Source organism: Streptomyces sp. Q6, assembly GCF_036967205.1.
GTDB lineage: Bacteria > Actinomycetota > Actinomycetes > Streptomycetales > Streptomycetaceae > Streptomyces > Streptomyces citrinus.
In genome coordinates this window covers 5143425-5157365 of sequence record NZ_CP146022.1, presented here as the reverse complement: position 1 = coordinate 5157365, position 13941 = coordinate 5143425, and the positions used below count along the sequence as shown (strand labels likewise).

Below are 13941 nucleotides of genomic sequence, written 5' to 3'. Positions count from 1 at the left end.
ACGGTGTTTTCGGTTGTCGCGCGGGCCGATGAGTCGGCACTTCGGTCCGGGCCGTGGTCATTACTCCGATCGGCTCCCCATGAGTGCACACGGGGGACAGGGCTGCTCTCCCGCGTGCCGACGGGAGGTCGACCGATGAAGGTCACGAGGGCCCTGCCCTTTCGCTTTCGCCCGCTCTGCCCATTGATGCCCGCCAGACTGGCCGGACTCTCGATCGCCCTCCTGAAGGCGACCGCCCTGGAGCTGGCGATCCTCGCGGGGCATCTGCTCCTCTATCCCTCGGGCATCCTCCCGGAACGAAGGCATCCGCGTCCGCTGCCGTCCGGCGGCCCGTCCCGCGAGGAGGGCCCGGTGGCGGAGGACCTGACGGAGCTGGCCGAGGCACCGCGCCTGCCCGCTCCGGCGAAACCCCCGGTGCTGCTCCTGCACGGGTTCGTGGACAACCGCTCGGTGTTCGTACTGCTGCGCCGCTCCCTCGCGCAGCACGGCCGGCACCAGGTCGAGTCGCTCAACTACTCGCCGCTCACGTGCGACATACGGGCGGCGGCGGCGCTGCTGGCCCGGCATGTGGAGGAGCTGTGCGAGCGTACGGGCCGGGACCGGATCGACATCGTGGGGCACAGCCTCGGGGGCCTGATAGCCCGCTACTACGTGCAGCGCCTCAACGGTGACGCGCGGGTACGTACGCTCGTCACGCTCGGCACGCCGCACGCGGGGACGCGGGTGGCGCCGCTCGCCGACGCGCACCCGATCGTGCGGCAGATGCGTCCGAGCTCGTCGGTGGTCGAGGAGTTGAAGCGGCCGGCGCCGGGGTGCCGTACGCGGTTCCTCAGCTTCTGGAGCGATATGGACCAGTTGATGCTGCCGCTGGAGACGGCGTGCGTCGACCACCCCGACCTGGTCGTGCAGAACGTGCGGGTCACGGGGATCGGGCATCTGGCACTCCCGGTGCACCCGGCGGTGGCGACCGGTATCCGGCAGGCGCTCGACGCCGAGCCCACGGAAGGAGAGCTCGCCGCCGACTCGGTCGGCGGCCTGACGGTGGCCTGACAGCGGCGTGACAGCGGCGTGACAGCGGCGTGACAGCGGCCTGACGGTTCCCTGACCTCGAACGGATCTCGAACTCAGAGCCAAAGCTCTGCCCACAGTCCACCCAAAGGCGGCCGATTGCCCGTTTCCGCAAGGCGGGAAACCGGCCGAAGATTGTCGTGCCCGCGTACCGCCGGGTACAGTCACCGCACTGCTCTGGCAGCCCCTGTTGTCGAGGCGAAAGAGAAGTTGGTGAACGACCGTCATCCGTCGGGGACCGCGCACTACGCGACCCACGACGGTTACTCCACGACCAGCTTCGCCACCGATCCACTCTTCGGTGACCTTCCTGGCAACGACCCGTACGACACCGGCAGCTATGCCACTGGCTCCCACAACACCGGTTCCCACAACACGGGTTCTTACAACACCGGTTCTTACGACACGGGTTCCTACGACACGGGCCAGTGGTACACGCCCGACCCACAGCACCAGGCCGCCTACGCGGACCCGTACGCCGCTGCCTCGGCCGCGACCGCGACTGGCGCCACCACCGCGACGTACGACACCGGCGGCTACGACACGACCGCCGTCTGGGCGGGTGCCGGTTACGCGGAGCAGCAGACCGGCCAGTGGGACACCGGCCAGTGGGACACGCAGGCCTACGGCGGCGCGCAGAGCTACGAGACGCAGACTTTCGAGGCGCCGGTCTTCGGTGCGACGGCCTACGACACCGGCGCGTACGACGCCACGGCGTGGAACAGCGCCGGTTCCGGTGAAACGGTCGAGCACGAGCAGATCCCGGACCAGTACAGCCCGGTCGACCACGCCCAGGCCCACACCGAACCGGAACCCGAGCCCCACCCCGAGCCCGTCCCTGAACCTCAGCCCCACCCCCACCCCCACCCCGACCCTGAACCCGCATCCCCGGAAGCGGAGTTCACGCCGCGTGCCGCGTCGCGCGGCCGGGCCCGGCGCCGCACCCCCGCCAAGCGTTCCGCGCTGCTGACCGTCGCCGTGCCCTCGGTGTGCGTGATCGGCGTGGCCGGGGCCGCGGCGGCGTCCGTGATGGGCGGCGGCGACGAAGGCAAGGAGACGCAGGCGGCGTCGGCGCCCGACGCGAGCGCCGTGAAGCCGTCCGCGGTGAACAACAAGCTGGACACGCAGTTGCAGGACCTCTCCGCGGACGCGGGCGACTTCGCCGACCGGGCGAGCCGCACGCAGGAGCGGATCGACCTCAAGGCGAAGCAGGAGGCGGACCGCAAGAAGGCCGCCGAGGAGGCCGCCCGCAAGGAGGCGGCCCGCCCGAAGTTCGCGTTGCCGGTGAAGGAGCACGGCCTCAGCGCCTACTACGGCCAGGCCGGTATCAACTGGATGTCCGTGCACAGCGGCATCGACTTCCCCGTGTCGTACGGGACTCCGGTGATGGCGGCGACGGACGGGACCGTGCGCACGCAGTGGAACAGCGCGTACGGGAACATGGCGATAGTCACCGCCAAGGACGGTACCGAGACCTGGTACTGCCACCTTTCCGCGCACACCGTGATGAGCGGCCCGGTGAAGGCCGGGGACGTCATCGCGCGCTCGGGCAACTCGGGCAACTCGACCGGCCCGCACCTCCACTTCGAGGTACGGCCGGGCGGCGGTTCGGCGATCGACCCGCTGCCGTGGCTGCGCAGCCACGGCCTCGACCCGACCTGATCCCTCCCCCGTAACCCCGCAGAGCCGCAGGCCCCATAGAGCCGCAGGCCCCATAGAGCCGCAGCCCCATGGAGCCGCAGCCCCATAGGACCCTGGCTCCGTAGAGCCCTGGCCCCACGGAGCCGGCTACAGCTTCTCGACCGGCGCGTACCGCAGCAGCAGCCGCTTCGGCTTGGGGTCGCCGAAGTCGATCGTCGCCTCCGCGTTCCCGCCGGAGCCGCCCACGCCGACGACCGTGCCAAGGCCGAACTGGTCGTGCGTGACGCGGTCGCCGACGGCGAGGGACACCACCGGCTTCTCGTTGGCGCGGCGCGTGGCGAACGCCGGTGTCGTACGGGAGCGGGACGACGACAGGGACGCGGCGATGCCGCCGCCGATGCTCTTGGTCGAGGGCGCGGGGGCCGCACCGCCCTTGCGCTTCCACTCCAGGTGCGCTTCCGGGATCTCCTCCAGGAAGCGGGACGGCGGGTTGTACGAGGGCTGGCCCCAGGCGCTGCGCATCGAGGAGCGCGTCAGGTAGAGCCGCTCGCGCGCACGCGTGATGCCGACGTACGCGAGCCGCCGCTCCTCCTCCAGTTCCTTGGTCTGCCCCAGCGAGCGCATGTGCGGGAAGACGCCGTCCTCCATGCCGGTCAGGAAGACGACCGGGAATTCGAGGCCCTTCGCGGTGTGCAGGGTCATCAGCGTGATGACGCCGCTGCCGTCGTCGTCCTCGTCCGGGATCTGGTCGGAGTCGGCCACGAGTGCGACGCGCTCCAGGAAGTCGGAGAGCGTGCCGCCGCTCACCACGTCCTGGTTCTCCTCCGCCGCGCCGGACTCCTGCTCGAACTCCAGGGCCACGGCGGCGAGTTCCTGGAGGTTCTCGATCCGGGTCTCGTCCTGGGGGTCGGTCGAGGCCTGCAACTCGGCGAGGTATCCCGTCCGTTCGAGGACGGCTTCCAGGACCGTGGCCGGGCCCGCGCCCGACTCGACGATCGTACGGAGGTCCTCCATGAGGGTGTTGAACCGCTTCACCGCGTTCGTGGAGCGGGCCGCCATGCCGTACGCCTCGTCGACGCGGCGCAGCGCCTGCGGGAAGGAGATCTTCTCGCGCTGCGACAGGGCGTCGATCATCGCTTCGGCGCGGTCGCCGATGCCGCGCTTCGGCACGTTCAGGATCCGGCGGAGCGGGACGGAGTCCTCGGGGTTCGACAGCACGCGCAGATAGGCGAGGACGTCCCGGACCTCCTTGCGCTCGTAGAAGCGGACGCCGCCGACGACCTTGTAGGGCAGGCCGACGCGGATGAAGATCTCTTCGAAGACGCGGGACTGTGCGTTCGTCCGGTAGAAGACGGCGACGTCGCCCGCCTTCGCGTCGCCCGCGTCGGTGAGCCGGTCAATCTCCTCGGCGACGAACTGCGCCTCGTCGTGCTCGGTGTCCGCGACGTAGCCGGTGATCTGGGCGCCCGCGCCCGCGTTCGTCCACAGGTTCTTGGGGCGGCGCGATTCGTTGCGCTCGATGACCGCGTTGGCCGCGGTGAGGATCGTCTGCGTGGAGCGGTAGTTCTGCTCCAGGAGGATCGTCGTCGCGTCCGTGTAGTCCTCCTCGAACTGGAGGATGTTGCGGATCGTGGCGCCGCGGAAGGCGTAGATCGACTGGTCGGCGTCGCCCACGACGCACAGCTCGGCCGGGTCGGCGCCCTCGCCGTCGGTCGGGCCGACCAGCTCCCGCACCAGCGCGTACTGCGCGTGGTTCGTGTCCTGGTACTCGTCGACCATGACGTGGCGGAAGCGGCGGTGGTAGTGCTCGGCGACGTCGGGGAACGCGCGCAGCAGGTTCACCGTCGTCATGATCAGGTCGTCGAAGTCGAGGGCGTTGGCCTCGCGGAGCCGCGACTGGTACATCGCGTACGCCTGGGCGAGGGTCTTCTCGAAGCCGTCGGCGGCGGTGGCGGCGAAGTCCTCCTCGTCGATCAGCTCGTTCTTCAGGTTCGAGATCTTGGAGCTGAAGGACTTCGGCGGGAACTTCTTCGGGTCCAGATCCAGGTCGCGGCAGACCAGGGCCATGAGCCGCTTGCTGTCGGCGGCGTCGTAGATCGAGAAGGAGGACGTGAAGCCGAGCTTCTTCGACTCGCGGCGCAGGATGCGCACGCACGCGCTGTGGAAAGTGGACACCCACATCGCGTTGGCACGCGGGCCGACGAGCTGGCTGACGCGCTCCTTCATCTCGCCCGCGGCCTTGTTCGTGAACGTGATCGCGAGGATCTGGCCGGGGTGGACCCCGCGCTCGGCGAGCAGGTACGCGATGCGGTGGGTCAGGACACGGGTCTTGCCGGAACCGGCGCCCGCGACGATGAGCAGGGGCGAGCCGCCGTGCACGACGGCCGCCTTCTGGTTCTCGTTCAGCCCGTCCAGGAGCGCGGCCGAGTCGATCACCGGGCGCGGCGCACCGTCGCGGTAGTGGCCGTCCCTGGACGGCGGCACGTCGAACTTCCCGCCGAACAGGTCGTCCGGGATCGGCTCGGGAGCCGTCGCGGGGTCGGTGTCCTCGGGCGGCGGCGGGGGCTCCTGCGTACCGCTCTGGAGGCTGGCCAGGAAGTTGTCGTCAAAGAGGCTGCTCATCGCTCTACGAGTCTAGGCCGCCCCACTGACACCCCGCCGCCGCCTTCACGACACCGCGCGAAGACGGGCCGTCCGCACGTCCCCGGATTCGGAGAAGTGGCTGGTCAGAAGCCGAGGATCTGCCAGACCTGTCCGCCGGGCGACTTCTTGCCGCCCTCCATGACCGTCCCGTCACGGTCCGCGACCGACCATGCGGAGACGTACACCTTCTTGTCCCACGGGTCGACGGCGACGCCGGCCGGGAAGGGCACCTTCACGCTGGTCCGCTTCTTCGTGGCGTGGTCGATCCTGGTGACGGTCCCGGCGAAGAGCTGGCTGACGTAGAGATCGCCCCGCTCGGTGACGGCGACGCCGGTGATCGAGCCGAAGCCGGACGTCCAGCCGAGGATCCTGCCCCGCGGGCTGACCTTCCAGACGCGGGCGGTGGGTTTGGTGGCCTCGCCGTTCAGGTCGCCGACGTAGAGATTGCCGTCGGGCCCGAGGGCGATCGAGGTGGGTACGGCCTCGTGGCCGTTGTGGTTCGGGAAGACGGTGAACGGCTTCGCCTTGCCGCCCGGCGAGACCACGACGAGGTCGTTGCCCGCCGCGTCCGCGACGACGCGGCGCCCGTCGGGCAGCGCGAGCACGGCGTACGGGTTGGAGTCGACGGACGCCTTGTGCGGGTTGTACTTCAGTTCGACGGCCGAGATGTCGGCCGCGACCCGGTGGTGCCCCCAGTCCAGGTCGAGGAGTTTGCCGAGCGTGTTCCACGGTTTGCCTTTGGGGACCTGGCTCGGCGGCGCCCACGTCATGACGCCGGACGCGCGCCCGTCCCGTACGGAGACACCGTCGAGGCCGGTCGCGAAGCCGCCGTCCGCGGTGGCGGCCGACGGCAGCCCGGCGACGAACGTCGCCTGCCGCCACCGCCCGCCGTCCCGGTACAGCTTGGTGACGCCCGCCGAGGTGCCGAGGCAGGTGTCGCCCTCGGGGCCGCCGCCGCCCGGCAGGCACTTCTTGCCGCCCCGGCCGGCTTCGGCGACGTAGACGTGGCCGTGGTCGACGGAGAGCTGGCGCGGGTTGTCGAGCTTCGCCGCGATCACTTCGACCACCGGCTTTCCGGTGCCGTGCGCGTCGCCGGCGGCGGCCGGTCCCGCGCTCAGTCCGACCCCCACGGCGACCGCGGCTCCGGCGGTGGCGGCCACGGCCCTGCGTCCCTGACTGCTGATCGACATCTGCTACCCCCTCATCCTTCGGGAGCAGGACCCTAGTGCGGACATGTCGGCGGACTCCGTAACTCCGTGAAGACTCCGGCCAATCTACGGACAACTCGTCGCAGATCCTTCCGGATCGGCCAGGCATGGAGAGGCTCGGGCCGCAGGAGTATCCAAGGTCACGAAAATGTATCGGGCATATCGAACATCAACCTTCACAGCGGCAACACGAGTTGGCTACCGTGCTGCGCGGGCCGTCCGTCCCCCCGCCCGCGAACAACGCGGCGACCGGACAGCCCCCGCTGAGTTCCGTACGCCGCGAGGCAGGGAACCGGGGACCCACCGACCTTGGGGTGAATCGGACCAACGACCCGGCAGCACCGGGCAGTTGACCGTAGGGCAGCCTTCCGCACGACGAGCGTCACCCGCCCGAACCCGACAGCTAACCCGGTAGGCGGACCATGGAAGGAGTCGCCTGCCTTGGCGTCGCACCGCAAGCCGCGCAGCCGGTCCCGGATCTCCGGCGGCCTCCGTACGACACCCGCCGTCGGCATCACGACCGCCGCGCTCACCTCCGTCGCCCTGCTGTCGCAGACGGCCCAGGCCGCCCCCACGCAGCCCGACCGGCCGAGCATCGAAGAGGTGCAGAAGAAGGTCGACACCCTGTACCGGCAGGCCGAGGTGTCCACACAGAAGTACAACGCGGCCAAGGAGCGGACCGAGGGGAAGAAGAAGCAGGTCGACAAGCTCCTCGACGACATCGCGCAGCGCACCGAGAAGATGAACACGGCACGCCAGAAGCTGGGCCGGTTCGCCGCCGAGCAGTACCGCACGGGCGGCGTCAGCGACACGGCGACGATGTTCCTCGCGGACAACCCCGAGGACTACTTCTCGCAGCGCCAGCTGATGAGCCGGCTCACCGGTGAGCAGAAGAAGGCCGTCGACGACTACCAGGTCCAGCAGCGCACCACCGCGAAGAAGCGGACCGAGGCGCAGGCCGGCCTCGAGGACCTGACCACGTCGCAGGCCGAGCTGAAGACCACCAAGCAGGACGTGCAGACCAAGCTGTCCGACGCGCGCCAACTGCTCTCCAAGCTGACCGCCGAGGAGAAGGCGCGTCTCGCGGCCATCGAGAAGGCCAAGCAGGAGGCGGCCGCCAAGAAGGCCGCGGAGCTCGCCGCCCAGCAGAAGGCGGATGAGGAGGCGAAGCGCGAGGCGGCCGAGGAGGCCGCCCAGCAGGAGGAGGCCGCGGGCTCGTCGTCCGACACGGGCTCCTCGGACTCCGGTTCCTCGGCCTCCGACTCGTACGCCACCAAGGCCGCGAAGGCGCTCGCGTTCGCCAAGGCGCAGGAGGGCAAGCCGTACGTGTGGGGCGCGACGGGCCCGGACTCGTACGACTGCTCGGGGCTCACGCAGGCCGCGTGGAAGGCGGCCGGCATCTCACTGCCGCGCACCACGTGGGACCAGGTCGAGTTCGGCACGACGGTGCCGCTGTCCGACATCCAACCCGGTGACCTGGTGTTCTTCTACGACGACATCAGCCACGTCGGCCTCTACCTCGGCGACGGCATGATGATCCACGCGCCGAAGCCGGGCGCGTACGTCCGCGAGGAGTCCATCTACTACGACGGCACGTCGTCGATCCACAGCGTGGTGCGGCCGGCCTGACCCGGCCTGACTCGGGTCTCGTTCGGGGCGGTGCTGCACCGCCCCGAACGAGACCCACAGGTCTCTGAGCCCCCTCAGGACTCCCAGGCCCCTCAGGTCCAGAGAACGGCGATGAAGATGTTGGCGATCGTCAGACCGCCGACCGCCGCGAACAGGCCCTTCTCCGCCTTCTCCTCGTCGCGCTTCACGTACACGATGCCGAGGATGACGATCAGGATCGCCAGCTTCACGCCGATCTTGATGTTGTTCACGGTGTTGTCGTCGGCCTGATTGAGGCCGACGAGGGCGACGCCGGTCACCAGCATGGTCAGGGCGCCGTGCAGCATGGCCTTGTTGAAGCGGGCCGTGCCCTGCCCCATCGCGGACATCTGCGTGAGGAAGCCGCCGAGCAGGGAGGCGATGCCGATGATGTGCAGGCCGACGAAGATGTGGATGAGTACGTCCATGAGGCGGAGCGTAACCGGGCGGTGATCGTCGCCCGCCACCGCTCCCCCACGCACTTCCTCGCGCTCCCTCGCACTCCCCCACCTCTCAAGCGCCTCGCACGAGCATCCGCGGGCACGCGCCTGTCACTCTCTGACACCACCCATAACAAACGGACCAGTTGCGAACAATCCGCCGCCAACCCGTTACGCCCAGGTTTAGCGTCCTTCCTCAGGTGACCGGCTCCCCACCGCCGCCCGGGCCAGGGGCGGCAGTCGGACACCACCGCCGAGAAAGGTCCGGCGGCGGCCCGCTCCCCCTGTGCGGGCCGCCGCCGGACGCGTAAGCAGGACGTTCCGAAAGGACGTGGCGTCACGTGCCGGCAGCGCACCGCAAGCCCCGACAGCGCTCGCTCAGTGGCAGTACGGCCCGCACAGCGGCCACCCTCGCCCTCGCCTCCGCGGCGACCGCCACCGCCTTCGACGGCGGCGCGGCGCACGCGGAGCCACGGCTCTCCCCGACCGAGGTGAAAGCGAAGGTCGACAAGCTCTACCAGGAGGCGGAGGTCGCCACCGAGAAGTACAACGGCGCGAAGGAGAAGGCCGAGAAGGCCCAGAAGAAGGTCGACAGCCTCCAGGACGAGGCGTCCCGGCGCACCGAAGCCCTCAACTCCCAGCGGCAGAAGCTGGGTGCGGTGGCGGCGGCCCAGTACCGCACGGGCGGCGTGGACCCGGCCGTCCAGCTCCTCCTCTCCTCCACACCCGACCGCTACCTGGACGAGGCCGCGCTCGCCGACCGGGTCGGTACCCGGCAGGCCGCCACGGTCTCCCGGGTCCGCAAGGCGCTGCGCGAGATCGACCAGGTACGGGAGCGGGCCGACGGGACGCTCTCCGAACTGCGCGGCAAACAGCGGGAGTTGGAGCGCCAGAAGAAGACGGTCACGAAGAAGCTGGGCGAGGCGAAGCGGCTCCTCGACCGCCTGGACCCGGCCGACCGCACGCTCATCTCCGGCGGCTCCGGCGGCTCGGGCGGTTCGGGGGGCGCCGACGGTTCCGCAGACGCCGAGCACGCCTCTCGCGCCACCTCCCGTGACGACCTCGCCGCAGGCTCCGGCGCGTCCACCAACTCCCGGGCGGCGGCGGCCATCTCCTACGCGCGGGGCGCCCTCGGCAGCCCGTACGTCTGGGGCGCCACGGGGCCCAACGCCTTCGACTGCTCGGGCCTGACCCAGGCCGCGTACCGGGCCGCGGGAGTCTCCCTCCCCCGCACCACGTACGCGCAGATCAACGCGGGGCAGCGCGTCCCCAAGTCCCAACTCCAGCCGGGCGACCTGGTGTTCTTCTACTCCGGGATCAGCCATGTCGGCCTCTACATCGGCAACGGCCAGATGATCCACGCCCCCAACCCGAGTGCGCCCGTACGGATCGCGCCGATCGACGAGATGCCCTTCGCGGGAGCCACCCGCGTGGCCTGAACAGCGTGATCTACTCTCCTGAACGCACTGAACGCACTGATCGCATGGATCACGCTGATCGCATGGATCGCACGCGGGGCATCGGGGGAACGCACGTGACGGACAGGGCTGTTGGCGCGCCGAACGAGGACGAGCTGGCGCGGCGGTTCGAGGAACAGCGGCCGCGCCTGCGCTCGGTGGCGTACCGGATCCTCGGTTCGCTCAGCGAGGCGGAGGACGCGGTGCAGGAGGCCTGGATCCGGGCCGCCCGCGCCGACACGTCGGACGTGGCGAACCTCGCGGGCTGGCTGACCACGGTCGTCGCGCGGGTCTGTCTCAACATGCTGCGTTCGCGCGACACCCGCCGCGAGGACCCGCTCGACGAGCGCCCCGCCGACCCCGCGCTCGGTCCGGACGAGCAGGGCCACCCCGAGGAGGAGGCGCTGCTCGCCGACGAGGTCGGCGTGGCGCTCCTCGTCGTCCTGGACACGCTCTCCCCCGCGGAGCGCGTGGCGTTCGTCCTGCACGACACGTTCGCGGTGCCGTTCGAGCAGATCGCGCCGCTCCTCGACCGCACCACGGCCTCCGTGCGCCAGCTCGCCAGCCGCGCCCGGCGCCGGGTCAAGGGGCGCGGCCCGCGCCGGACCCGGATCTGACGCGGCGCCGCAGCGCGGTGGACGCGTTCCTCGCGGCGACCCGGGGCGGCGACTTCCAGTCCCTGCTCTCGCTCCTGGCGCCCGACGTCGTCCTGCGCGCGGACGCGGCGGTCATCCCGACCCCGCAGCCGGTGCGTCTCGCCGGGGCGCGGGCGGTGGCCGAGAGCGCGATGGCGGCGGTGTCCCGCGCCCGCCTCACCGGCGTGGCCCTCATCGACGGGGTCCCCGGCCTGGTCATGGCACGGGGAGGCCGCCTGGCCCTGGTCCTCACGTTCACGTTCGACACGCAGGGCGCGATCACCGGGATCGACGTCGTCGCGGAGGAAACGGCGCTAGCGAAACTGGAGATCGTGACGGCGGACGAGGAGGCCCGGCCCTAGACCCGCCCTGCTTCTGTCACGGGGCGGACGGCGGCCTGGCCCACACCGGGCCCATCACCACCGCCCCCGAAAAGACACCGGTACGCATCCGCCGACACCGGTGCGCATCCGCCAACGCCAACGCCAACGCCAACGCCAACGCCAACGCCAACGCCAACGCCAACGCCAACAAAAGGATGTCCACAAACGACGCCGACAGCGCCGCCAGCGCCTACAGCGCCTTGAGCGCCGCCGCCGTCGCCGCGGCGAGCCGCTTGAGGTGTCCCTTGGGCAGTTCCGGCGTACGGACGACGACCGAGCGCCAGTAGAGCGGGCCGGAGATCAGATCGAGGGCGAGTTCCTCGTCGAGGCCGTCGCGCAGGTCGCCCCGGGTCACGGCCGAGCGCACGATGCCGCTCGCCACCCCGTGCTGCCCCTCGCGCAGTGCCTTCTGCATGGCGTCGGCGATCTCGGGGTTGCGGGCCGCCTCCGCCTGGAGGTCGGGGATGATCTGGCCGGCCACCGGGTGCTTCAGGGCCCGTGACGTGACCTGGTAGAGCAGCAGCAGGTCGCCCTCCAGGCTGCCGGTGTCGGGGGCGGGCAGGCCCTGCACCGCTATGGCGGAGACCAGGTCGAGGACCAGGTGGAGCTTGGAGCGCCAGCGGCGGTAGACGGCCGTCTTGCCGACGCCAGCGCGGCGCGCGATGCCCTCGATGGACATGCGCGCGTAGCCGACGGCGGCGAGTTCCTCGAAGACGGCGGCGCGGATGGCTTCCGTGACGTCCTCACGGAGTACGGCGGCGCCCGCGGGGGCCCTGCGACGCGTCCGCGAAGGGGGTCCCCCCTGCCCGAGCGGAGCCGAGAGCTCGGAGGAGGAGTCGGCGTTGGTCGTCATATGGCAAAGCATAGGCGCGCGACGACGAAACGGTTGCGTTCCGACGTCGGATCGTCCTAGTCTCACGTCACGACGATACGGACCCGTTCCGACGTGAACGGGACGTTAAGGCACGGCGAAGACAGCCCTCCGGTCGCCCCGCCCCACCCCTCGAGCGAAAGCAGCGGATGTGAGTCAGGTCCTGGACACGCCTCCCGCACCGGCACCGTTCCCCCCTCGGGGAACCGACGCCGAGGACCCCGCCGTCCTCGCCGCCCGGTACGGTCTGACCGTCAGCGGCGCGCGCCCCTCGCTGCCCGCGTACGTGCGCCGGCTGTGGCAGCGGCGCCACTTCATCACGGCGTTCGCCACCGCCAAGCTCACCTCGCAGTACAGCCAGGCGAAGCTCGGCCAGGTCTGGCAGGTGGCCACTCCGCTGCTGAACGCGGCGGTCTACTTCTTCATCTTCGGCGTCCTGATGGGGACCAGCCGGGGTGTGCCCGACTACATCCCGTTCCTGGTCACCGGCGTCTTCGTGTGGACGTTCACGCAGTCGTCCGTGATGGCCGGGACGAAGGCGATCTCCGGGAGCCTCGGCCTGGTGCGGGCCCTGCACTTCCCGCGGGCGTCGCTGCCGGTCTCGTACTGTCTCCAGCAGCTCCAGCAGTTGCTGTTCTCGATGTGCGCGCTGGTCGTCATCCTGCTCTGCTTCGGCGTCCCGCCGACCGCGTCCTGGCTCCTGGTGGTCCCGGCGCTGCTGCTCCAGTTCGTCTTCAACACCGGGGTCGCCATGATCATGGCGCGGCTCGGCGCGCACACCCCGGACATCGCGCAGCTCATGCCGTTCCTGCTGCGTACGTGGATGTACGTGTCCGGAGTGATGTGGAGCCTGACCCATCTGACGGAGGGGAAGGGCTTCCCGCCGATCGTGATCACGCTGCTCCAGACCAACCCGGCCGCCGTCTACATCGACCTGATGCGGTTCGCGCTGATCGACAGCTTCACCGCGGACCAGTTGCCGGCGCACGTCTGGGCGTGGGCCGTGGGCTGGGCGCTGCTCGCCGGTGTCGGCGGGTTCATCTACTTCTGGAAGGCAGAGGAGACGTACGGCCGTGGCTGAGCACTCGAACGACCAGCGGGTTCCCACCGTCATCGTCGACGGCGTCGACATCGTCTACCGCGTCAACGGCACGGGTGCGGGCCGCGGCTCCGCGACCGCCGCCCTCAACCGCATCATCGGCGGCAGGAAGAAGGCCGAGAAGCGGGCGGGCGTACGGACGGTGCACGCCGTCCGGAACGTCTCGTTCACCGCCTACCGCGGCGAGGCCATCGGACTCATCGGCACGAACGGCTCGGGCAAGTCGACGCTGCTCAAGGCGGTCGCCGGGCTGCTGCCGACCGAGAACGGGCAGATCTTCACCGACGGCCAGCCCTCGCTGCTCGGTGTGAACGCGGCGCTGATGAGCGACCTCACCGGCGAGCGCAACGTCCGGCTCGGCGGCCTCGCGATGGGCATGACCCGCGAGCAGGTGCGCGACCGCTACGACGACATCGTCGACTTCTCCGGCATCAACGACAAGGGCGACTTCATCACGCTGCCGATGCGGACGTACTCGTCCGGCATGGCGGCCCGGCTGCGGTTCTCCATCGCCGCGGCCAAGGACCACGACGTGCTGCTGATCGACGAGGCGCTCGCCACCGGCGACCGGTCCTTCCAGAAGCGCTCCGAGGAGCGGATCCGCGAGCTGCGCAAGCGCGCGGGGACGGTCTTCCTGGTCAGCCACAGCAACAAGTCGATCCGTGACACCTGCGACCGGGTGCTGTGGCTGGAGCGCGGCGAGCTGCTCATGGACGGGCCGACGGACGCGGTGCTCAAGGAGTACGAGCGGTTCACGAATTCCCCCAAGACGGAACCTAAACGGGCTAAAGCCACTCTTCCCTCGTAAGGCCCACCAGAAGCACACCGAACTTACCCTTTTGTCCGTTT

Annotated in this window: 10 protein-coding genes, 1 pseudogene and 1 riboswitch; of the genes and pseudogenes, 7 read left to right on the top strand and 4 right to left on the bottom strand. The window is 70.2% G+C overall.

Annotated features, from left to right (window positions below):
- The first annotated feature begins 135 nt into the window (after positions 1-135).
- Together V2W30_RS24115 and V2W30_RS24110 are read left to right on the top strand one after the other, a co-directional pair.
- Complete coding sequence (locus V2W30_RS24115) at positions 136-1050, top strand: lipase family alpha/beta hydrolase (RefSeq protein WP_338699657.1); 915 nt, start codon at positions 136-138, stop codon at positions 1048-1050.
- Between the two features lie 231 nt (positions 1051-1281).
- Entirely contained in the window at positions 1282-2730 is a 1449-nt protein-coding gene (locus tag V2W30_RS24110; protein ID WP_338699655.1) for a peptidoglycan DD-metalloendopeptidase family protein, read from the top strand.
- A gap of 126 nt (positions 2731-2856) precedes the next feature.
- Here V2W30_RS24110 and pcrA read toward each other — a convergent pair whose 3' ends face one another.
- A complete protein-coding gene (gene pcrA, locus V2W30_RS24105; protein ID WP_338699653.1) occupies positions 2857-5331 on the bottom strand; it encodes a DNA helicase PcrA in 2475 nt (824 codons plus the stop codon).
- A 104-nt stretch (positions 5332-5435) separates the two neighbouring features.
- The gene (locus V2W30_RS24100; RefSeq protein WP_338699651.1) at positions 5436-6542 is read right to left on the bottom strand and encodes a ScyD/ScyE family protein; all 1107 of its coding nucleotides are present in this window, start codon (positions 6540-6542) and stop codon (positions 5436-5438) included.
- 269 nt (positions 6543-6811) lie between these two features.
- Positions 6812-6993: riboswitch (cyclic di-AMP (ydaO/yuaA leader) on the top strand.
- 8 nt (positions 6994-7001) lie between these two features.
- Here V2W30_RS24100 and V2W30_RS24095 point away from each other — a divergent pair.
- Entirely contained in the window at positions 7002-8189 is a 1188-nt protein-coding gene (locus V2W30_RS24095; RefSeq protein WP_338699649.1) for an NlpC/P60 family protein, read from the top strand.
- 92 nt (positions 8190-8281) lie between these two features.
- On the opposite strand, the gene V2W30_RS24090 is transcribed toward V2W30_RS24095, so the two are convergent.
- On the bottom strand, positions 8282-8635 hold the full coding sequence (locus tag V2W30_RS24090) for a hypothetical protein (protein WP_338699647.1): 354 nt from the start codon (positions 8633-8635) through the stop codon (positions 8282-8284).
- Between the two features lie 353 nt (positions 8636-8988).
- On the opposite strand from V2W30_RS24090, the gene V2W30_RS24085 reads away from it, so the two are divergent.
- Both V2W30_RS24085 and V2W30_RS24080 read left to right on the top strand, forming a co-directional pair.
- Positions 8989-10086: a C40 family peptidase gene (locus V2W30_RS24085; RefSeq protein ID WP_338699645.1), complete on the top strand. Its 1098-nt coding sequence runs from the start codon at positions 8989-8991 to the stop codon at positions 10084-10086.
- Positions 10087-10220: 134 nt separating this feature from the next.
- A pseudogene (locus V2W30_RS24080) lies at positions 10221-11101 on the top strand (sigma-70 family RNA polymerase sigma factor).
- Positions 11102-11312: 211 nt separating this feature from the next.
- Here V2W30_RS24080 and V2W30_RS24075 read toward each other — a convergent pair.
- Entirely contained in the window at positions 11313-11975 is a 663-nt protein-coding gene (locus tag V2W30_RS24075) for a TetR/AcrR family transcriptional regulator (protein WP_338699643.1), read from the bottom strand.
- A gap of 169 nt (positions 11976-12144) precedes the next feature.
- Here V2W30_RS24075 and V2W30_RS24070 point away from each other — a divergent pair, with 169 nt between their 5' ends.
- The gene (locus V2W30_RS24070) at positions 12145-13074 is read left to right on the top strand and encodes an ABC transporter permease (RefSeq protein WP_338699642.1); all 930 of its coding nucleotides are present in this window, start codon (positions 12145-12147) and stop codon (positions 13072-13074) included.
- The gene (locus tag V2W30_RS24065; RefSeq protein WP_338699641.1) at positions 13067-13900 is read left to right on the top strand and encodes an ABC transporter ATP-binding protein; all 834 of its coding nucleotides are present in this window, start codon (positions 13067-13069) and stop codon (positions 13898-13900) included. Before V2W30_RS24070 ends, V2W30_RS24065 begins: the two co-directional genes overlap by 8 nt.
- Positions 13901-13941 lie beyond the last annotated feature (41 nt).